The sequence below is a fragment of the Halalkalibacter oceani genome (genome assembly GCF_023715605.1).
Lineage (GTDB): Bacteria > Bacillota > Bacilli > Bacillales > Bacillaceae_D > Halalkalibacter > Halalkalibacter oceani.
This window is the reverse complement of sequence record NZ_JAMBOL010000002.1, coordinates 334,648-355,730: the sequence shown is the minus strand read 5'-3', so window position 1 is coordinate 355,730 and position 21,083 is coordinate 334,648. Positions and strand designations below refer to the sequence as shown.

The following is a 21,083-nucleotide window of genomic DNA, read 5'->3' as shown; positions in this document are numbered from 1 at the left end:
GTTTTCACAAAAACAATGGAAATTATTTACTTAGACAAAATAGCGCAGGAATTTCACCGCGAACATCGCCAGCACACTCAGCATTAAAAATAAGCCATACACTCTCAGCTTGGCAAGCTCCTCATCCGCTTCTCCATTCTTTTCAATAATGTGTCGCGTCATTTTGCTCGCAAGTCCTAAGCACGTCGCGATAACGATCCAAAGAAGCAGCACGACAAGAAACCAGACGCTCGTCCATTCGACATTCAAAAACAAGCCGCTTACGAAAGAAATCACAATCGCTCCGTGACCGGCGCGAAAGATCCATCTATAAATACGAAGCACCTGCAACAGCCGCGCCTGTCCATCAAACAGACTGCCTTTCACTAAGTATGAAAAAGGAATCAGCAGAAAAAACACGACAGACACAAGCACATGAATGCCATAGCTCACTAAATACCCCATATTGCTTCACCTCCCCTATCATCATACATCTTGAATTCATAGCGGCAAATCTTTTTTTGTGTTAGGATAAAATGGAGAAAAAAATGGGGTGAAGAAAGATGCCTACCTGGTTTATGTGGTTTATTGTCTTCTGGACGATATTTCTAATTACCGTGATGTTTATCGGCGGATATTTTATGTTCCGCAAATTTCTGAAGCGTCTGCCCAAAGAAGACGGGAAATCCATCCTTGATTGGCAGGACTATTATATTGAAAAAACGCTGCATTTGTGGAGCGACGACGATAAAAAGCTGCTCAATGAGCTTGTTGAACCGGTACCTGAGCTGTTCCGCGATGTCGCGAAAGGAAAAATCGCCGGCAAAATCGGCGAACTGGCACTTGAGGACAACATTGAGGAATTATCGCAGGAGTATATTATTAGAGGCTATATTTTGGCGACACCAAAGCGCGACCATAAGTTTTTAATCAAGAAGCTGAACGAAAAGCAAGTCGATTTGAGTCCTTATCAGCATTTGCTTGAAAAAAGCTCATCCTGACCAAAGAGGGGCTGTGACAAAAGGTTGTTTTTTAACCTTTTTGTCACAGCCTTTAAGCAATGAGCGGAACCGCCACGATCTTTTAAAGCCCGTTGTGAGTGGGTTTCTCACAACGGGCTTGTGGCGTGTGAAGCCATTGCCAGTAGATCCAAAGCTAGTTTTGTCTCAAGCCCCTTTCATTTTTACGTTACGTTTGAACAGGCACAACCCACTTTGATTTCGGCTTTGTTTCGAGCTGTTTTTCCACTTTTTTGAAGCGGAAAAACATCGCAATCCGCCACGGCAAAATCATACCGTAAGCGAGCAGGAAAAACATTCCGGCCAACTCTTCGACATCAATCGCATCACCAATCAGTACTTTAAACACGATCCGCACGAGCAATAAGCCGATTAACAGAAAGGCAAATGCCTTTGAACGCTTTAAGTAAATCCGGTCTGCTCTAATTTCAAACTTCGACATTTTAATTAGGAAAATCGAAAAAAACATCCCAACGGCAAGCGCCTCGACTACTTGTAAAAAGTCAGGCCGTGCCGGCTCATATAAAAACATAAAAAAACCAGTAGACATAAAGACCGGCGGTAAAATAATTTTTTTGACACTGGCCGGTTTTTTTGTCGCTTTCAGCCGAATAAAAATCGCGAGTATGGCCATTATCGCAGCTCCGATGGTCGAGATCCAAATATAACTGTCCTGCAAGCTGCCCACTCCTTTCTAAGGCAACAACGCGTTTGCCACCTATTTAAAGATACATGAAAGCGGACAAGGATTCAATCGCTTTCCGTCATCCCACTATATTCGCTTTATTGAAATGCGTCCGCCATCCCCCTCATCCAGACACGGCTTGCATCAATAAATCCGTTATCCTACCGGGCCACTTCCTGCTCTTTCCATTGTTCAATCAAGGAGATAAGCTTGTCAACCGCAGTATCGATTTCGCTGTACTCCAGCACTTCCGCCTTGGAAGGATACTGCTTCGCAGCATGCGCATAGCGTGGATCATAATAGAATTCAAGCAAGGTGGCAAACATCTTTTGATAATCAGCTTGCTCCCGCAACGCTTCAAGCTCTTTATACAGCTGAGGTGTGAGATATTTCTTGATTTTCTCGACCGCTTCCCAAATCTCGCTTGCATACTGTTCCGGCTGATAGGTGTTGTAAATATGCTCAACTCGTTTCCAAAATGGATACACAAGCTCGACTCTCGTCCCCCGTTTTTTCCCTTCAATGATGAATTCGGGCAGGACAATATGGCCGATTCGCTTGCTTTCCGCTTCAATGATGAGATAGCTTGAATCATCAAGCTCCTGCAAACGCGCCATCAGCTCATATTCAAACTGCTTTTGGCTTTTTTGTGCCAGACCGATATGGCCGAAGACAGAGCCGCGATGACCGGCCAGTCCTTCCAAATCAACAACCGGATAGCCTTTTTCAGCCAGCCGTGAAAGGATTTCTGTTTTTCTTGTCCCCGTATGACCGGCAATCACGAGATAGTCCCGCTTTTTTTCCGCCTGCTCGGCGAGCGATTGCTGAACATACTGACGGAAGGAACGGATCCCTCCCTCCAGCTGGTAACATTCGATCCCAAGCAACGCCAATGTAGCAGCAACCGTCTTGCTGCGCATTCCACCGCGCCAGCAATAGACGACCATTCTTTTATCGGGAGCTTGCTGCTGTAGCTCTTTCGCCTTCGCAAAGAAATCCGGCCATTTCGGCGCGTAAATCGCCACCCCGGCTTCAATTGCCGCTTCCCGGCTTTGCTGCTTATAAATCGTGCCGATCTTCGCTCTCTCCTCATTTGTAAACAAAGGAAGATTCACCGCACCTGGCAGACGATACTCCGCGAATTCAGCCGGCGAACGGACATCAATGTATAAATCGCTCTCATAACAGAGCTGCTTACGGGTAACCGTTTCAATTTGAACATTAGACACACGACATTCTCCTTTTCTCTTCAGAGGGAACACGGAGGGGCTGGGCAAAAGGTAAAAAAACTACCTTTTGTCCCAGCCCCCTGTCCATCCAACGATTAGTTCCATTGCTCTTCCAAACCGCTGGAAAGGATTCCCCATCTACGTCAAACCGTTGATGCATCAGACTTTCATCATTCTCCGTACAGGTTTTTCACTGAATAAAATATACCATACGCCGCCGTTTAAGTCCAGAAGGGGTTTACCTGACTACTCTTGCAAGCCCCCTCAATCATTCGCTTCCTTTTTATAATTTCTGTACCACTCTTGTAATTGGGATAGGTGCTGAATGTTAATGGAAAAATCCCTACTGAATTACTGCTTCTATCAATTCTGATGAGCTGCTCCTTATCATCTGTTACGACGACAAATATATAGTTTGAAGGACTGGCAATGATTTCGTTCACTTTTCTCCCATCAAAAAATTGTGGTGCAAATCTAACACCTCTAATTATAAGGCCCCTTACTCCTTAAGTGAAAGTCGACCGTGATCTGTTTTAAAGAATCATTATCTAGCATGTATTCGTTCAACTTGTCCGGCTTTGTCCCTTGATGAAACAGTTTGTTTTTCACGTAGTAGACATCAGCTTCTTTTTCAATTGCTTTATTGTATGTCTGTCTGATTTCCTCTTCAATCTGTCTTGTGATAAGTTGTTCTATCGTGTCTAGAGATAAGTCTTCTTCCAAATCGGTCAGCGAGCCGGATGCTTTTACGGTAACCGTAAACTCAGCTTTATTCCCGTTTGTTGTCACTTCCACTTCGCCTTTTGTGTCTGTCACATTGACCGATCCTTTAATTTCTCCCCCTTCATAAAAATCGAGCGGGATGTTATCGGCTGTATCCAGCAGCCATCTTTTCCCCACTAATTCGGCGAATGACAGCCACTCTTTGGCGAGGCCTTTCTGGCTGTCAATTGGAAAGGCTCCATCGATGATTAACGTGTTTTTCGGCTCAAGAGCTTTCGCCGATTGGGACCATTGCGTTTTATTGATTGAAATGGACGGCAGCAGGCTGATTTTTCCCGCTTCCTTGTATTCGGCGATAAAGGTGTGGAGTCGTTTCGGCTCAATATACGAGTTCATATCAAACATTTTTTCCGGACTGTACAAAATCGTATACAAAGGAGGAAGCTGAAAAAACCCGGTGATCGTCAAAATCTCACGTATGGAGTTTTTCGTGCCAAACACCCAAGGGGTATAGCGGAATTCCCCGTTTTTTTGCAGGGATTCATGGACTTCCTCCAGCCCATGCTCCAAGACAGATTCAGAATAAACAATCGTCCCGATATGAGCCCAGTTGATCGGAATTTGCGAAGTCCGGTACAAATCAAAAATCGCATCATTAATTGTCCGGCCGCTTACTTCCCCAATATATAATGGAATCGGCTCGGCAGCTTTATTATTTTCCTGAGTAACAATACTTGAGAAATCGAGCAGTTGGGTATAAATCGTATAGCGACCATCGTGAAAATCAATCCCGATCGCCGTCACATAGCTTTCTTCCCCCAGCTCCTTCGCATTCCAACATCCCGAGAGGAGAAGGAAGAATAAAAGCACAAGTCCACCTTTATACGAAAAGTTCATCTTCTTATTCCTTTCTATCAGGATCATTGACATTAAGCGTCTGTGCCCGCTCTTTGACGGAAACAACAGGAAGCTTAAACAGCGCCTTCATCACATCGTTCCTATCGAAAGGTGAAATCGGGCTTAAATAAGGCAGGCCGAAAGATTCCAATTTCGCTAAATAGCCGAGAACGAGAAAGACACTGCTAAAAAAACCGAGCATTCCAAGTATGGAAGAGAGCAATATCGCCAAAATCCGTAAAATGGACACCGTGCCGTATAAAGCCTGATTTCCAAGAGTAAACGTTGAAACAGCGGTCATCGCCGAAACGACTAACATCGTCGGTGAAGTGAGCCCCGCCCGGATCGCAGCATCACCGACAATGAGCCCGCCAACGACAGCAATTGTTTGTCCGACCGCTTTCGGGAGCCGCACCCCTGCTTCACGAAATATTTCAAACAGCCCGATGACCAATAACATTTCAACCGAGGTGCTAAAAGGTACACCGAGTCTCGAAGATCCAATTGTCGCCACAAGTGAAAAAGGCAACTGCTCGACATTAAAAGAGGTTAACGCCACCCAAAAAGCGGGCAAAAACAAGGAGGTGAACAAGCCTAAAAAACGGATAAGCAATTCAAATGTCCCGTAATAATACGGGATGTGCTGATCTTCAGGCGTTTTTAAGTTAAAGATCAAATTCGCCGGCGCAATAAGCACATTCGGCACATTATCGAGCATGATCGCACATCTGCCTACCGCGAGGCTGGCGACAACGCCATCAGGACGAGACGTCGCTTTCAGTAACGGAAATAGCGCAAGCTGATTGTCTGAGAGAAGGGCAAGCAATTGATTATCGGTTTCCAAAATATCGATGTCAATTTGCTCTAGGCGTCTCGTTACTTCTTCAATGAGCTCCTGATTGACCACATCGCTCAAATAAAGGAGCTGGACATTCGTTTTACTTCTTTTGCCGATTTCAAATTGCTTTGCGACAAGGGTTCTCGTTTTGAGCCGCTTGCGAATCAAGGCTACATTAGAACGGATGTCCTCGACAAAAGCATCCCTTGGACCACGGAGAGAGACTTCGGTCGTTGATTCTTCCGGTGTTCTGACTGGAGGGTTGACCGTATCGCTTAAAAAGCACCTGTGTCCGATAAAAAAAGCGGTATAGCCACTGTACACTTTATCCAGTAACGTTTCCTCTGCTTCTTTTTTTCGCTTTTTCCCGTCAAGATTGAGTCGTATCGAGCAGCGGACAGATTCAATTCCGCGGACTCCATTATCTGCATAAGCATGCTGAAACTCCTGCAAATTTTCATTAATCATTTTCTTATCAATGAGACCATTGCAAAACAAGACAAGCACGCTGTTACGCTCTTCCCCTTTAACGAGAACATGCTCTTCCATCGTAATATCCGCTGACTGCTGAAAAAGGTTTTTTAAAAAGTCTTTCATTTCCTGGTCATGTTTCATTCTCCTTCATCCTTTTTCTTGAGAATTTAATGAATAATGCGATACCTCCTGTTAACAAACAGCCGAACGCCGCTCCGATAAAGTAATAAAGATGAAGAAATGAGAGAAACGTTTCATTCGAAATAGGCAGTAAAATAAGAATAATAAACATAAGACAGATGCAGAGCTGGACGAGTATCCGGTTTTTTTTCTCTTTAATCGAAAGCAGCTGTGTTATGAGATAAAGAACGAGGGCAACCCGAAGTAAATTACCGGCCGACCATTGATAAATCGCCAGGAAGTCGACATGGTTGAAATAATCGCCGATTCTTAGCAGCCGCCATTGAAAAAATGAAGGATATCGAATATTCTTCGCTTCATGGACGCCGAAAATCGCGATGCTTCCAATTAGTGGACCGGCAGTTAATCCAGCCAGAAAGGTATTCATCAAAACGAGGTGCAAAAATTTAATTTTCCGCCTTATTTCGTGCTGCAAGAAGATAAACAAAAAGATTTCCACGCCAGAGCCGATCACATAAACTGCACCATGAAACACATCCTGCCAGTTATTCTCAACAAGGATCGGGGTAATCAGATCATAGTTCTTATCCGTCATCGTTCCAATTGAGACGAACACCCCCAATAAAATGACGAATGGCAGGATCATACCGGCGCAAATCGCGAGAACATTCAGGTGATTGTATGCAATAAAGAAAGACGGCAAGAGAAACCCAATCGCAAGAACGAGCGCGGGCGTATTGAATAAATAGGTTTCCGATGTCCAGTTGATCGTTTCTTCAATGCTTGTCCAGCCTGTTACAAATAAATAAACGAGTAAGAAAAAAGCAATGAGCCGGCTGGTCGCTTTGCCCACGTTCGCCGAGAGCCATTCCAAACACGATTTTTCCTGAAAACGCTGGATCACATAAACGAGTAAAATGGAAAACAGCAGCATGAACAAATAACCCGCAATCACGCTGAGCCAGGAGTCCCGGCCAGCCGAACCAATTAATAAAGGGGTTAAAATAACATGATTACTAAAGCCCGTACTTAAGAGAAAAATACTAAACAATTGGGTAATCGTAATTTTCCTTCTCATCATCCACTCTATTCCTGTCCCGTATTTTGTTTGTAGTGTTAGATTTTTTGGACTTTTTATACAGGAATTGAACGCAATCAGAAGCGAGGCTACTATGATCGGCGAGCGACTGGACAAGGGAAAATCATGCTTTTCAGCAACAAAAAAACCACCTTTCCCTGCTCAAGGTAGCAGAAAAAAGTGGTTTGATGAAAGAGTAAGCAAGCGGCGCAAACAGCTTGTCCGTTCGTACAGACCCTGTTTGAAGCCGTTGCGAATAAAGCTTATTTCGATTGCTGCTTCTGCATCGCTTTCATCATTTGATTGATTTTCTTTTGGGATGGATTCTGACCCATCTGCATCATCATGACACGGAGCATTTGCTCGTTAATCGGCGGATTCTTTTTCAAATAAGACATCATCGTCTTACGTGCAATAAAGAAGCCGAGCGCAATTCCAGCCACGACAGCCAGTGTATAACCAAGAATATGAATCCACATAAGTACCAACGTCCTCCTTCGTGCTATTAAACCGATTGGACACCGCCAATCAACCTAATCCATTATATCGTAATGATAAACGATTTAAAAGCACTTAAGGAAAATATCGCTAACGAGTCTGCTTATCCATGAGACTGTGATAATGGAAATTGCTGTTTGATTGGCCGCAGCCAGCCAAATCGCTGTTCATTAAGCGAAAGGGCAAAGAAAGTCGGTTCGCATTTCCGCAGCACTTCAAAAAACATCGTCTCCGCCTCGGTGCTTTCCTCGCCATCCGAGGTCAAATAGAGCGCCCGTCGTTCAATCATCAATTCTGCCTTCGCGCCCCGGCTGAACAAATCGAGAAAGTAGCGGTTTTTATGCTGAATGTAACCCCGCTCATAACTAAATGCTTCATTTAATTTTTGCTGCAACAGTAAGGCCGGAATGGGTTTCGTAATGTATTCAATTTGTTTACTCAACAGCTCACGCTTTTCTCCCCTAGCCTGCTCATGCTCTTTAAACAAATGAAATAATTTCGCCTCTTGTCCGTAATACTGACGAGCAACACTTTCTTCAAATATGAATAATTCATAATGTCTCATCATGGACACCCTTTCCTCAAACTGATTTCTATTAGTATACAGAAAGGTGACAAAATTCCTTGTCTAATCAAGAGCGAATTTCCCCACTAGTTTTGTCGAAAAAAGAGTGCCAAAAGGGGGATTTCCCCTTTGACACTCCTCCTAGCGGCAAGTCAGTCTCGCCGCTGCGATATTTTCCATCACAGACGCTGTGATGCTAACATACTCCTGCTGCTACTTTTGTAGCAAGGCCTTTACCTTGGCGACAACATTATCGACAGTAAATCCATACTCTGCAATAATCTTCTCTCCCGGCGCCGATGCTCCAAATTGATCAATCGCCAGGACATCGCCGGCCGAGCCGACATATTTGGCCCAACCTAAGGAAGAACCCATCTCAAGTCCAAGTCGGACGCTGATGCTCGGAGGAAGAACTTCATCCTTATACTCCTGAGACTGTGCTTCAAAACGATCCCAGCTCGGCATGCTGACAACATTGGCATGAATGCCTTCCTTTTCAAGCGCAGATTGTGCTTCAACAGCAAGCGGCACTTCGGAACCAGTCGCGAGCAGCAGAACATCCGCTTGCCCATTTGCCTTCGAGACGACATATGCGCCCTTTTTCACGCCTTCATACGCACGCTCGGAAGTTCCCTCGATCGTCGTCAAGTTTTGACGCGTCAAGACGAGAGCCGTTGGTGTATCCTTGCTTTCGAGCGCAAGCTTCCAGGCCGCAACCGCTTCGTTGCTGTCACCAGGGCGGATGACAGACAGCCCCGGCATCGCCCGAAGAGAAGCGAGCTGTTCAACCGGCTCGTGAGTCGGGCCGTCCTCTCCGACCGCAATACTGTCATGCGTGAAGACATAAATGACCGGAAGCTTCATTAACGCCGCGAGACGGATCGCCGGACGCAAGTAATCAGAAAAGACAAAGAACGTAGCGCCGAATACTTTCAGGCCGCCATGAAGCGCCATTCCGTTTACCGCTGCCCCCATCGCAAACTCACGTACACCGAACCAGATGTTTCGGCCTTCGTAATGATCACGGCTGAAGTCACCAAGACCTTTCATCATCGTTTTATTGGAAGAAGCAAGGTCGGCTGAGCCACCGAAAAGCTGAGGCACAGTCGCCGCAAAAGCATTCAGCGCTTCGCCGGAAGATGAACGTGTCGCTACTTTGGAGCCAGTCTCATAAACCGGGGCATTCGCATCCCAGCCTTCTGGAAGCTCTCCTTGCAACGCCAGTTCAAATTGGGCAGCGAGCTCAGGATAAGCCTGCTTGTACTTCGCAAACAGCTCGTTCCACTCTTGTTCCTTTTGCCCGCCTTGTTCTTTTATAGCAGCAAAATGTTCACGTACTTCATCCGGAACATGGAAATCCTGTTCAAATACCCACTTATAGGCTGATTTCGTCAAGCCTACCTCTTCTTTACCGAGCGGTGCCCCGTGAGAAGCCGATTTCCCTGATTTATTTGGTGAACCGAAGCCAATCACCGTCTTTACTTCAATTAGCGTCGGACGTTCATCTTGTTTCGCCGCCTCAAGAGCCTGATTGATTTCTGCCAGGTCATTACCGTCCTCGACACGAATCACTTGCCAGCCATACGCTTTATAGCGATCTTCTACGTTTTCGGAGAAAGAAATGTGCAACTCTCCATCGAGAGAAATATCGTTTGAATCATACAAAACAATTAAGCGGCCCAGCTTTAAATGACCGGCAAGCGAAGCGGCTTCAGCCGAAACGCCTTCCATTAAATCACCGTCACCGCAAATTGAATATGTATAATGGTCAACGATTTGAAAATCATCTTTATTATATGTACTTGCTAAATGACGTTCAGCCATCGCCATTCCAACCGCCATCGCGATCCCTTGTCCGAGCGGGCCTGTCGTTGCTTCCACACCTGGCGTATGACCATACTCCGGATGTCCAGGAGTTTTGCTTCCCCATTGACGGAACTGCTTTAAATCCTCAAGCGAAAGATCATAGCCCGCAAGATGAAGCAAGCTGTACAGCAGCATTGAACCGTGTCCTGCTGATAACACAAAGCGGTCACGGTTTGCCCAGTTCGGGTTCGCCGGATTGTGGTTCATCCATTTTGTCCATAAACTATAGGCCATCGGCGCCGCTCCCATCGGCATACCGGGATGTCCTGAATTCGCCTTTTCAATACTATCAATCGACAGTGTTCGAATCGTATTAATCGCTAACGCATCAACTTTATTTCCCATCTTAACAACCATCCTTTCCAATAGGTGAAAACGAGCATTTCGCCTTTTATCATATACTTTCTCCCGTGTTTTCACAAGTGTTCTCTGAAGATTCGCTTTATGTTAGAATGCTCTGTTTCATAAAAGAAAAACTGCGCAGCGATTCTTTAGAGAGAAAGACCTGCAAGAAAAAAGCGACAGCTCATTTAATGAGGTCGCTTATTTTGATTTTCTTTGCTTAATTTAAGGGCATCAGGCGTGACGTCATTTCCATTGCCATCCACAACCGTCACATTGTGAAGCTGCTGTTTAAATGACTGCCTGAACGTCTGGATATATTCATTTCGAAGCGTCTGCTGCTCCTGCGCTTCGGATTTCGTTAGCCCGGATGTTTTCGCCCGTTTGGCCAATTCATTAATTCTTGCAATTTTTTCTTTTGATAGCATCGCTAAAGCCACCTCCATGTTCTTCTAACTTTACAGGAAGACAGCCCGTCTTTCAACAGAAGCCGCTCGGCCTACTGCTGCTGTTCCCGCACATAATCCTGGTAGCGGCGATGAACGGTCGCTTTCGAGATGTCGTAGCCCAGCCCCCTTAATGTGGCGGCGATATCATGAAAGGTCAGCTCGAGCTTTCTGAGACGGATAATCTCTTCAATCGGCGCTTCCTTCTTCTGGCGCCCGCCTGCATGCGTCCGCTTCAGATTCTGTTCCGGCCGATAGCCATTTTTGATCGCTGTTTTCATTCCTCTTTTGATTTTGCTATTTTGCAGCTTGCGCTGGTATTCCTCCACGATCGCTACAATTTCCAATACCATTTCATCCGCTTCAGACAGAAACAGCTCTCCTTGATCGCGGATCGATAACACCGTCACGTTCAGCTTACGGAGCTGGTGAAGCAGGGCGATCTTCGCATTTCCCCTGCCAAGTCTCGTATCATCCTGAATCAGCAGCGTGTCCGCTTTACCTTCCTGAAAAAGATCAAGGACAGCGAGCATTCCTTCCCGGTCGACTTCATAGCCGCTTGCCGTCTCTCTGATCTGCTCCACGACTTTCAGCTGCTTCTTTTCTGCCAACTGCAAAAGCTCCGTCAGCTGACGCCGTAATGAAGATTCCTGTTGCGCTTTTTCCGTACTGACGCGGCAATAAATTATCGCTGCTCCCATTCGTTTTCGTCACTCTCCGGCTCCATCTCTTCATTTGAATAAACAAACAGCCAATTGTCCTTCTCCATCGCTTGATTGAGTTGCAGTGGATGCGCCGGGCCGGCAAACAGGTCTTCCTCCAGCTGTTCGGCGTCATAGCCGACCTGTTGGTCTCCCCGATCGCTTGTTAAAAGAGCTGTATACATAAATACTAATGCGACAATCGCCAGTATGACAATAAATAATTCCTGTCCAGTAAGTCGTTTAATCATTTCGCTTCACCTCAAATAAGAATATCTGTTCGCTTTTATAATAATAAGAACAAGCGTTTGTGTCAATAGTTTTTTTTAGAACTAACGTTTGCATTACATATGTTCGCATGGTACAATTTAGCTAAACAGGAAAGCGAATTGGGGTGACATGATGTCAAAGCTATCAAAGAGACAGCTTGAAATACTGGAATACATTAAAGACGAGGTAAGGAAAAAGGGATATCCGCCCTCTGTAAGAGAAATTGGAGAAGCCGTCGGTCTCGCTTCCAGTTCCACGGTACACGGTCACTTGTCCCGCCTTGAAAAGAAAGGCTACATCCGCCGGGACCCGACCAAGCCGAGAGCGATTGAGATTCTTCATTTGGATCATGAGGTTCAAGCTGTTAAGGAGCAAAAGACGACGTATGTTCCGATCATCGGAAAGGTCACTGCGGGGAATCCAATTACCGCGGTTGAAAATATTGAAGATTACCTCCCTCTGCCTGATCATCTCGGTTCACATGAGAATACATATGTTCTTGTGATTCAAGGGGACAGTATGATTGAAGCCGGAATTTTCGATGGAGATATGGTCATTGTCCGCCAGCAGCAATCGGCTGACAACGGGGATATTATCGTTGCGATGACAGAAGAAAACGAAGCCACCGTGAAGCGTTTCTTCCGCGAGAAGGATTACATTCGCCTTCAGCCGGAAAACTCAACAATGGCCCCGATTTTATTAAAGGATTGTACGGTTCTGGGAAAAGTGATCGGCGTTTTTCGGACGATTCACTAAGCAAACCCATATATTGCTGAAGCGCTTTGTTCTCATTAGAACGAGCGTTTTTTATTCTCGCTTTGAAAAAAAGAAGGAAACCCTTCCTCTCTGTACTTTGCCGAATGAACGAGCCATTTTAAAAATTCGACTTCCTTTTGGGTAAGCTTTCGGCCCAGCTGCTGCTCCAGCATCTTTTCCATTTCTTCTACTTTTTTGGCCAGCTTCAACTTCCTTCCTCCTTTTCTCATCTAAACTTTTTCAGCTCGCTGAAACGATTTTTCTTTAAAACAAATGAGGATATGACCAAGGTTTCCCTTTGACATATCCTGTATCCAGTATGTAAAAAGGTGAAGCGATCCTATCTATTATAAGGCTGGTGCTACTAAACACTTTTCAGCTCTCTTACTTTCAGTTCATTTTTTAACGTTTCAATGAAATCATGCTCTAACCCACACTTGATCGCTTCGGCTAATGCTTCCTGCAACTTATCATCAGTCAGCTTTTCAAGACTTTTGTTGTAGCACGTTATGTACATGTCGTTCATCCTTCCCTTATTTATTACTGATAAATACCCACTATCTTCATTCTTAAAACGTAATTTTTTCCTAATTCCACTCATGAAAGCAGTGCTTTGTATAGGATGACAGCCTGAGTCAAACAATAAAAAAGGCAGCTGCATCTTGTTGACTTTTAGGAGGGCAAAGTATGAATGAACAGCAACAGCTTTATGCAGAAATTTACCGGACAAAAGAAAAACTTCTCGAGTTAAATTCAAATTACTGGGACTTATACTCTGACTTTTCCACCTGGTACTTCTGGGTTAATTTACTGACGATCCTATTACCTCTCTTTTATTTGTATAAAAAGCTTGATCGGACAAGATTTTTTGAAATATCATTTTATGGCTATACCGCCCATGTTCTCTGGTCAAATATTGATCAAATGCTTTCGATGTATAACCTGATTGATCATCCTCACCGCTTAACGTATGTCCTGCCGTCCGGAATCACGATCACTGCAGTGCTCTTTCCGGTAACATTCATGTTGTTGTATCAATATTGCAGCAATCGTCAGAAAAGCTTTTTCCTTTATGCCATTTTCGTTTCCGTCTTTTTTTCTTTTGGGCTTGCAGGATTTTCAAGGCTAATTGGCCTCCTTACGATGCACAAGGGAATGAATCTGTTTTATTTATTTCTGATTGACATTTTAGTCGCTTATGCTGCTTATGCATTTACGGCTTTGTTCAAATACTTAAAACAAAGGAAACCGGTGATATAGCAAACAGAAGTCAACAAAGGCTGTCGACTTCTGTTTTTTTCATTTGTTAGTGCCTCTTTTATATTCAGCCCCAAAGCTTCTCTACTTTTAATGGAACGTATACTTTGTCGCTTTTGATCGCTTTATGAATAATCGGATTTTTAAATTGATTGCGCAATTCCTTCTCCAGCTGTTTGCGTCTTTCGGCCGCCTGCTTACTCATGCTCATGTCAAGATTGTCTTTTTCCATCTCGCTCTCTCCTTTTCTTGATGTTTACCTGTCTTATTCCCGATTTGCCTGTCGTAAAACAAAGAAAAATCAAATTATTCATTGTCATTTTTCAGAAATATGATACTATTATTACAATACTTATCATTCATAGTTGTTTTGTATGATTTATAAGCAAACACAGATGGGGGAACGAGAACACATGAGAAAGCCAAAGCCATTATTGATTCTTTTATGCGCAATCGGAATTTTCTTCGGTTTGGTCGCTTGCGGGCAGAGCGAGCAGACAGCTACAGAAGGTCCGGCGGATCAAGACGAGCAGACAGATGAGACGAGTAAGGAGGAAACAGCAAGCCTGGAATATCCAACGAGGGATATTGTCATTTTAGTCGGACATGGGGCGGGCGGCGGAATGGATACATTTTCCCGCCAGGTTGCCGCCGGTCTCGAAGACAGACTCGGGGTAAACGTCAATGTGATCAATCATGAAGGAGCGGGCGGCGTGATCGCCAAGGAAATAGGCGCCAACGAACCGGCCGACGGCTATACGATTGTCGCCACGGGCGCCCTGCCGATTCAAGTGGCGATGGGAACAAATACCGACAATCAATTAAATGTCTTTACCCCGATTGCCCGGCTGCAAAGTGATACCTTTGCTTTGCAGATCAAGCCAGGCACGTTTGAATCGATCGAGGATTTGTTCGAGCAAGCGAAATCAAGCACGATCAAGATCGGCGGTACAGGGATCGGCACTACCGATCACATCGTCTTTACGATGCTTCACGCAGAAACGGAATTGGCGATTGAATTCATTCCGTTTGAAGGTGCCGGTCAAATGCACGCGGCGCTTCTCGGCGGCCACATCGACGCGATGCTGGAAGAAGTCGGCCCTGTCGCCTCTTCTATCGAGGCTGGAGAAATGGAGCCAATTCTGTTCTTCGCCGAGGAGCGGATTGACGATTTCCCGGATGTTCCAACAAGCGTGGAACTTGGTTATGATATTACGACTGGCGTAGAACGCGGTTTAATGATCCGCAATGAAGTACCGGACGAAATTATTGAGCTGTTGGAAGAAACCGTGAAAGATATTTACGACTCACCTGAGTATAAAGAATTTGAGAAAAATGCCTTTTTGCATCTTCGTGAAGGTTGGCTCAGCTCAGAAGAATACCATGAAAAACTAACAAACGACATCGAACTGTTTACCGAAATTTTATCTTCAATCGATACTGAACAACAATAGAACAAACACTTTCAGGGGCTGGGCAAAAGGGAAAGAAAATAACCTTTTGCCCAGCCCTTATGCAATTGGCTTTTCTTTATCTGATAACCGCCGGAGCTTTTAAATCAACATCGACATTGATCTGATACTTCAGCTCAGGATAGAGCCTCTTCCATTCTTCTTCCTCGGTTTTCGTGCTGTTCCAATGTCTCGCCCGGTACTTCAGACCAAAGCCGAGTGGATCTACAGCATTGTCTTGAAGTTTTTCGACTAAATCGGTGAGATCGTTTTTGATCTTCTCCTCCATCGATTCAGCGATTTTGGACAAATCGGCACTTTGAATCAGCTTTGGAGAGCTTTGTTCCTCCACTTTTCCTTTCACGTCCACTTTAATCAGCGCCCTATCATCAGCTTCAAGAGAAATACGGGCGGCTGCTTTATCAATCGACATCATCAGCATCGTTTCTTCATGCTCCGTTTTAAAGGCGCCTTCCTTTAATCCATTTGTCAGCAAATGCAAATACCTCGTTTCTTCGGGGGAGAGCAGCATATCGTTATGATGGTGCTTAAACACCACGGCCTGATTAATATTGTACGTATCATTTTTGATTTCGATCAGAGGAAGTACCGGGTCCAGTCCGGTTTCTTCAATTTTGCTGCTAAATTCAAATAAATGTTGCGTCAGAATGTACTGTGATTCACTTCCTACATAGTCCATCGCTAAAATAAGCGCATTAGCCGGGATGTTTTCCCCGCGCGATTTAAAAGCCAGCACTTCCTCCGCGCTTGGTTTCCCTAAACTGACAAAGGAAATATTTTGAATATCCCTTCTCCGCTGCAGCCAGTCCTTTACGACAAAAATATCCTCTGCCTTCAGCTGCTCGCCGAGGACGATCACTTTCACATGGCCAAAGTCAAGCGTCTTTTCAACTTCGGCGGCAATTTGCTGAACGGCTTCCGAAAGCATATCCGCTTCCTTTGTAATAAGCTGAAACTCCTCCGCGACCTTTTCTGCTTCCGATTGCGGGATCGCCAGCTTAACACTTACTTTAAAGCGGTGATCTTCAGAACCTTTATCAATTCCAATGCTTGTCGCAAAGGAACGTTTGTCGACTTCCTTATAGCCGCAGCCATTTAGCAGGAACGCAAAAAGAAGCGTGCACACGAGACATTGCCAAATTGAAAACTTCATCCTGTACGTTTCCTCCTAGCAGTATAAAAAAGTAGCAACACAAGTAAGATTTCGCAGGGCAAGCGAATATTCAACCACAGGACGGCCAGATCCATCGTTTGATATTGATTCAAATTGATTGAGGCCAATACAGCGAGCAAGACAAATATGCCGCCAAAACCAGCTATAAAGAGAGTCTGTTTTGCGGGGATTACCGTTTTCACTAAAGTGAATCCAACGAACGCGGCTAAAACAGCGTTCATTAGCGCCAGCATAATAAGAAGCGGCAAAAAAAGAAAAATCACCCGCTCAATAATGAAAAATTCCATGTACATGGAATCCGTAGCCGCAGCCCACGGGAAAAGAAAATGGGCGACGTTATAGGTTCCGTGCAAACCGACAGGAACCGCCAGGCTCATCGCCAAAGCAAGCAGCCCCCCTAAAGCAGTCACCCAAAGAGGTGTAAGCGAAATCCTTTTCTTAAAGTAACCGTTAAAAACAAGCATGTAAACAAACCCTGAAAAAACGGCATACGCCGCGCCTACAACACTCCAGGCCGGAGAACTGTTTAGATGTGTCCCTATCTCCAAAATGGCATGGACGTTCATATTTTTGTTGTAAAATGTCTTACTAAAAATAATAATAAGCAACGGAGCCATCAACAGGAGGACGATTTCCAGCGAGTATAAAAGCGAAGATAGTCTTGAATACATCGCCAGCACTACAAAAAAGCTTATTAACGCTGCTGTGAAGGCAAGCGGGAGCTGGTGGTTTAAATACATCGTAATCAACTGTGCCAAAAGCAGTAAAACAACGAGACCCCAAATCGTCATCAGCAATCCAACAAATAAGAGAATGATCGAACGAATTCCTTTGCGGAAATGGGGCGTAAGAATCGCCGTTACATCTTGACCCGGAAAGCGGTTGAGCGAGCGCATAAAAACAAATAGCAACCCGACCCCGATTAACGAGGCAAGCCCCATTGAAAACAGAGCCCCCTCGAAGCGATGCTGAATGACTGAATAAGGAACTACTAAAAACATCGTGACAAGCATATTTAGGACGATCATATAATAAAAAAAGCGCGACTCTCCAATTCCCCTCAAGTAGTAGGCACCTCTTTCTCCTTGTTCCACAGTTTAAAAAACGGCTTCCCAAAACTTCTATGATTGGCAAAAAACAAAATCAGCCCGAGCACGCTGATCATAAACCCGATATAACCGAAGAAAAAAGTGAGCGCCATCACGAAATATTTAATCATCCGTACCGAAAAACCGAGCGCATTGACCGGCATCACAAAGCTCGAAATCGCAATCGCCGATACAATAATAATCATAATATTGCTGACAAGCCCGGCCTCAGACGCTGCCTGCCCTAATATGAGCCCCCCAACCGTCGGAGCCGCATCACCAATCGTACGTGGCAGTCTCGCACTCGCTTCAATCAGAAACTCAAGAATAAGTAACATGAAAAGAATCTCAACAATCGCCGGGTAAGGAACCGGCAGCCTCGTTCCGGCGATCGTCAACGTCAGTTGAATGCGGGTAATTTCAGGATTATACGCCACAAATAAAATGTAGAGCCCCGGCAAAAACGTACTGATCAAAAAAGCAAGATAACGCAACGACGTTAAAAACAAGCGAACGGCCAGCTGCTGGTAGTGATCATCCATCGATGACAAAAAATCGAACAGAATCGACGGAATAATCATCGCCGTCGGACTGTTTTCATCAAGAAGGATGATTTTCCCTTCCGCCAGATTTTTCACGACGCGGTCAGGCCGCTCGGTTATCACTAAGGTCGGCAGGATGCTCCATTTATAATCGATCAAATATTTATGCAATTGGGTGATCGATTGCAACATATCGACATCCATTCGGGAAAGCTTTTCTTTTACGTGCGCCAGCAGTTTTTTATCAACGAGCTGGTGATCATATAAAACTGCGATATCAGATGGCGCCCGCTTTCCGATCTTTTGCACATCAACCTGCAAATGAACAGAATGATAGCGGTTGCGAATCAAGTTCAAGTTCGTAATCAGCTTTTCATTAAACGCATCCTGCGGCCCTTGAATAATCGGCTCCAACTGCGTATCGGTAATCGGACTCGCCTCAACATTTTTCAGGTCGACCAGAAAGATCGTCTCGTCTAAAAAGACAATAATATGCCCTTCCACAACCCTTTGAATCATAAGCTCCACATCATCTGTCTCCAGGCTATCCGGAAACGAACGGAGATATGTTTCATAGTCAGACTTCGTTTTTGTTTCAAACATCGGAATCATGATAAATTGCTTTAGCGCAGACTCTTCACACAAGCTTTTTATATAAAGCAAATGCGCTTTCGCATCCCCTGCCTGCATGCTGCGCGAAACGACATCAAAGGCGTCAGCGAATGTCTCAGTGATCTTCTCTTTACTCTTCTTAATTGACTCTTGTTTGTCCATGGGAACCTTCCTTGATTTATTGGCTATTATTTAACATTTCCCATTTTGCGGAATATACTCTTTTAACCAAACTTGATCTAGTGTCTTGGCGTATTTCTGTTTAAGGGAGAAATTAGGCGTAAAGAAAAAGCACTCATCTTTGAGCACTTTTTCTTCCAGTTTGTCAGCCATAATGCTTTGCAATAAGCTGTTCTATTTTAAATCCCTTTCCCCTTCAACACTCGCTTACTTCCTTCTTCTTAAAACAACGATTATTACTAGTATTCCTACAATGATAAAGATGATATTCGACAAAATAAAATCAATCATCCATGTTCTCTCCTTATAGATATTCCGCCAATCCGCTGCATGCCTTCGAGTCGAAGAAATGAAAGTGGGCAGTCCATTCAATGAAGGCCGTGTTTAACGAGCCAAAGGCAGGCTGAACTTTATACTTTGTCATCAACTGATCTACGAAATTTTTTAGCATAGGGTTTCATAACAATCCATCCTAAAAAAATAAATATAATTATTAAAAGCACCTCGCACATAAAATGTGAAAGGTGCTTTTTACGTCTTAAGATTCGTTCGTGCTTGTAGCACGCTTTTACACGTATAATAACACGTGCTGTAATAGAAGTAGAAAGGTGAACATAATGAAATCGTACTCGTCATCATCTCAGATCGAGAAAGAAGGATGGATACTTATTAGGGTAAAGGCAAGTCCTCATCAACGAAATACGCAAATCAACCTCACCAGTAATGTGTTTACTACCATATTAGCACGATTTCAGGTGTCAAACGGACATTTAACGGACATCACTCTAACGCCATCCAAGTAAAGAGCCAAAATATAAAAACCCTCAACGCCAACAGCGTCAAGGGTTCTGTATCTTAGTAGTTTTGCAGGTATTGATCTCTCTCCCAAGGGTGAACCTGGGTGCGGAACATATCCCATTCGATTTCTTTTGCTTCCACAAAGTGCTCAACTGCGTGCTCGCCGAGAGCTTCAACAAGCACTTCGTCGCTGATCAGCTTGTCAACCGCTTCTTTCAGAGTAGCTGGAAGATCGTTAATTCCTTCTTCGATGCGTTCTTCCTTGCTCATCACGTAGATGTTGCGGTCTGTTGCCGGTGGTGGCGTTAATTTCTTCTTAATGCCGTCAAGACCAGCTGCAAGCATTGCTGCCATTGCGAGATAAGGGTTAGCCGCAGGGTCCGGGCTGCGCACTTCAATACGTGTACTTACGCCGCGTGAAGATGGAATCCGGACAAGCGGACTGCGGTTGCGCATTGACCATGCTACATAGACAGGTGCTTCGTAGCCTGGAACAAGACGCTTGTATGAGTTGACGATTGGATTCGTAAGCGCGGTGAAAGCTTCCGCGTGCTTAAGAATTCCGCCTAGAAATTGCATCGCTGTTTCGCTAAGCTGACTGTCTGTTGATTCGTCAAAGAACACATTTCCGTCTTTGTCGAACAGTGACATGTTACAATGCATTCCTGATCCGTTCACGCCGAATAATGGCTTTGGCATGAATGTCGCGTGAAGACCATGCTTGCGGGCAATCGTCTTAACAACGAGCTTAAACGTCTGGATGTTGTCACAAGCTGTAACCGCATCTGCATATTTAAAGTCAATTTCGTGCTGGCCAGGTGCTACCTCATGGTGGGAAGCTTCGATGTCAAAGCCCATGTCTTCAAGCTCAAGCACGATATCACGACGGCAGTTTTCACCTAAGTCAGTTGGTGCAAGGTCAAAGTAACCGCCTTTGTCGTTCAGTTCAAGTGTCGGCTCACCCTTTTCATCATTTTTGAAAAGGAAAAATTCCGGCTCAGGCCCGATGTTGAACGCGGTGAAACCAAGCTGCTTCGCTTCGTTCAGCACCCGCTTAAGGATACCGCGCGGATCTCCTTCAAACGGAGTTGGCTCTTCACCTGGTTTACCAGGCTGATAAATGTCACAAATAAGACGGGCTACTTTCCCTTTTTCCGGTGTCCAAGGGAAGATGACCCATGTGTCTAAATCCGGGTACAAATACATATCTGACTCCTCGATACGAACAAACCCTTCAATCGAAGAACCGTCAAACATCATTTTGTTGTCAAGCGCCTTTGGCAATTGATCAACCGGTATCTCTACGTTTTTAATGATTCCTAGTAAGTCGGTAAATTGAAGACGAATAAAGCGGACGTTTTCTTCATTTGCAATGCGCATAATGTCGTCTTGCGTATACTTTGCCATCCTATGTAATCCCCTTTCAAAATCATTTATTTAGAAAAACAAGCGC

General features: G+C 44.7%; 23 protein-coding genes. 4 read left to right on the top strand and 19 right to left on the bottom strand.

Going from position 1 to position 21,083, the window contains the following annotated elements:
- Positions 1 to 30: 30 nt before the first annotated feature.
- The gene (locus tag M3202_RS04380; protein ID WP_251222119.1) at positions 31 to 444 is read right to left on the bottom strand and encodes a hypothetical protein; all 414 of its coding nucleotides are present in this window, start codon (positions 442 to 444) and stop codon (positions 31 to 33) included.
- A gap of 98 nt (positions 445 to 542) precedes the next feature.
- Here M3202_RS04380 and M3202_RS04375 point away from each other — a divergent pair, with 98 nt between their 5' ends.
- Positions 543 to 980, top strand: a complete 438-nt coding sequence (locus M3202_RS04375) for a DUF2621 domain-containing protein (protein WP_251222118.1) — start codon at positions 543 to 545, stop codon at positions 978 to 980.
- 187 nt (positions 981 to 1,167) lie between these two features.
- On the opposite strand, the gene M3202_RS04370 is transcribed toward M3202_RS04375, so the two are convergent.
- The 11 genes from M3202_RS04370 to M3202_RS04320 all read right to left on the bottom strand — a co-directional run bounded on the left by M3202_RS04370 (position 1,168) and on the right by M3202_RS04320 (position 11,732).
- Positions 1,168 to 1,677 carry a CcdC family protein gene (locus M3202_RS04370; protein WP_251222117.1) on the bottom strand — a complete coding sequence of 170 codons (510 nt, stop codon included), beginning with the start codon at positions 1,675 to 1,677 and terminating at the stop codon, positions 1,168 to 1,170.
- A 167-nt stretch (positions 1,678 to 1,844) separates the two neighbouring features.
- Positions 1,845 to 2,912, bottom strand: a complete 1,068-nt coding sequence (mnmH, locus tag M3202_RS04365; RefSeq protein WP_251222116.1) for a tRNA 2-selenouridine(34) synthase MnmH — start codon at positions 2,910 to 2,912, stop codon at positions 1,845 to 1,847.
- Positions 2,913 to 3,395: 483 nt separating this feature from the next.
- Positions 3,396 to 4,532, bottom strand: coding sequence for a Ger(x)C family spore germination protein (locus tag M3202_RS04360; protein ID WP_251222115.1), 1,137 nt, complete (start codon positions 4,530 to 4,532; stop codon positions 3,396 to 3,398).
- 4 nt (positions 4,533 to 4,536) lie between these two features.
- A complete protein-coding gene (locus M3202_RS04355; protein WP_251222114.1) occupies positions 4,537 to 5,985 on the bottom strand; it encodes a spore germination protein in 1,449 nt (482 codons plus the stop codon).
- Positions 5,975 to 7,066, bottom strand: a complete 1,092-nt coding sequence (locus M3202_RS04350) for a GerAB/ArcD/ProY family transporter (protein WP_251222113.1) — start codon at positions 7,064 to 7,066, stop codon at positions 5,975 to 5,977. Before M3202_RS04350 ends, M3202_RS04355 begins: the two co-directional genes overlap by 11 nt.
- Before the next feature lie 260 nt (positions 7,067 to 7,326).
- Positions 7,327 to 7,542, bottom strand: a complete 216-nt coding sequence (locus M3202_RS04345) for a YneF family protein (RefSeq protein WP_251194082.1) — start codon at positions 7,540 to 7,542, stop codon at positions 7,327 to 7,329.
- Positions 7,543 to 7,664: 122 nt separating this feature from the next.
- Complete coding sequence (gene sirA / locus M3202_RS04340; RefSeq protein ID WP_251222112.1) at positions 7,665 to 8,129, bottom strand: sporulation inhibitor of replication protein SirA; 465 nt, start codon at positions 8,127 to 8,129, stop codon at positions 7,665 to 7,667.
- 210 nt (positions 8,130 to 8,339) lie between these two features.
- Positions 8,340 to 10,337: a transketolase gene (gene tkt, locus M3202_RS04335; protein ID WP_251222111.1), complete on the bottom strand. Its 1,998-nt coding sequence runs from the start codon at positions 10,335 to 10,337 to the stop codon at positions 8,340 to 8,342.
- Between the two features lie 185 nt (positions 10,338 to 10,522).
- Positions 10,523 to 10,762, bottom strand: coding sequence for a DUF896 domain-containing protein (locus tag M3202_RS04330; protein ID WP_251222110.1), 240 nt, complete (start codon positions 10,760 to 10,762; stop codon positions 10,523 to 10,525).
- A 71-nt stretch (positions 10,763 to 10,833) separates the two neighbouring features.
- Positions 10,834 to 11,481 (bottom strand): YneB family resolvase-like protein, encoded by a 648-nt coding sequence (locus tag M3202_RS04325; RefSeq protein ID WP_251222109.1) that lies wholly within the window; start codon positions 11,479 to 11,481, stop codon positions 10,834 to 10,836.
- Positions 11,466 to 11,732, bottom strand: coding sequence for a hypothetical protein (locus M3202_RS04320; RefSeq protein WP_251222108.1), 267 nt, complete (start codon positions 11,730 to 11,732; stop codon positions 11,466 to 11,468). Before M3202_RS04320 ends, M3202_RS04325 begins: the two co-directional genes overlap by 16 nt.
- Positions 11,733 to 11,883: 151 nt before the next feature.
- On the opposite strand from M3202_RS04320, the gene lexA reads away from it, so the two are divergent.
- On the top strand, positions 11,884 to 12,507 hold the full coding sequence (lexA, locus tag M3202_RS04315) for a transcriptional repressor LexA (protein WP_251222107.1): 624 nt from the start codon (positions 11,884 to 11,886) through the stop codon (positions 12,505 to 12,507).
- Between the two features lie 35 nt (positions 12,508 to 12,542).
- On the opposite strand, the gene M3202_RS04310 is transcribed toward lexA, so the two are convergent.
- Positions 12,543 to 12,716, bottom strand: coding sequence for a hypothetical protein (locus M3202_RS04310; protein ID WP_251222106.1), 174 nt, complete (start codon positions 12,714 to 12,716; stop codon positions 12,543 to 12,545).
- 155 nt (positions 12,717 to 12,871) lie between these two features.
- Positions 12,872 to 13,024 carry a sporulation histidine kinase inhibitor Sda gene (gene sda, locus M3202_RS04305; protein ID WP_251222105.1) on the bottom strand — a complete coding sequence of 51 codons (153 nt, stop codon included), beginning with the start codon at positions 13,022 to 13,024 and terminating at the stop codon, positions 12,872 to 12,874.
- A gap of 170 nt (positions 13,025 to 13,194) precedes the next feature.
- Here sda and M3202_RS04300 point away from each other — a divergent pair, with 170 nt between their 5' ends.
- A complete protein-coding gene (locus M3202_RS04300; RefSeq protein ID WP_251222104.1) occupies positions 13,195 to 13,767 on the top strand; it encodes a hypothetical protein in 573 nt (190 codons plus the stop codon).
- 64 nt (positions 13,768 to 13,831) lie between these two features.
- Here the strand turns inward: M3202_RS04300 and M3202_RS04295 are convergent, their stop codons facing one another.
- Positions 13,832 to 13,996 carry a hypothetical protein gene (locus M3202_RS04295; RefSeq protein WP_251222103.1) on the bottom strand — a complete coding sequence of 55 codons (165 nt, stop codon included), beginning with the start codon at positions 13,994 to 13,996 and terminating at the stop codon, positions 13,832 to 13,834.
- A gap of 181 nt (positions 13,997 to 14,177) precedes the next feature.
- Between M3202_RS04295 and M3202_RS04290 the strand changes: the two genes are divergently transcribed.
- The gene (locus tag M3202_RS04290) at positions 14,178 to 15,218 is read left to right on the top strand and encodes a tripartite tricarboxylate transporter substrate binding protein (protein ID WP_251222102.1); all 1,041 of its coding nucleotides are present in this window, start codon (positions 14,178 to 14,180) and stop codon (positions 15,216 to 15,218) included.
- Between the two features lie 76 nt (positions 15,219 to 15,294).
- Here the strand turns inward: M3202_RS04290 and M3202_RS04285 are convergent, their stop codons facing one another.
- The 4 genes from M3202_RS04285 to glnA form a co-directional block, all read right to left on the bottom strand.
- Positions 15,295 to 16,389 carry a Ger(x)C family spore germination protein gene (locus M3202_RS04285; protein ID WP_251222101.1) on the bottom strand — a complete coding sequence of 365 codons (1,095 nt, stop codon included), beginning with the start codon at positions 16,387 to 16,389 and terminating at the stop codon, positions 15,295 to 15,297.
- Entirely contained in the window at positions 16,386 to 17,474 is a 1,089-nt protein-coding gene (locus M3202_RS04280) for a hypothetical protein (RefSeq protein WP_251222100.1), read from the bottom strand. The genes M3202_RS04285 and M3202_RS04280 overlap by 4 nt, the downstream gene beginning before the upstream one ends.
- Positions 17,471 to 18,814, bottom strand: a complete 1,344-nt coding sequence (locus tag M3202_RS04275; RefSeq protein ID WP_251222099.1) for a spore germination protein — start codon at positions 18,812 to 18,814, stop codon at positions 17,471 to 17,473. Before M3202_RS04275 ends, M3202_RS04280 begins: the two co-directional genes overlap by 4 nt.
- 873 nt (positions 18,815 to 19,687) lie before the next feature.
- Positions 19,688 to 21,037, bottom strand: a complete 1,350-nt coding sequence (glnA, locus tag M3202_RS04270) for a type I glutamate--ammonia ligase (RefSeq protein WP_251222098.1) — start codon at positions 21,035 to 21,037, stop codon at positions 19,688 to 19,690.
- Positions 21,038 to 21,083: the final 46 nt, after the last annotated feature.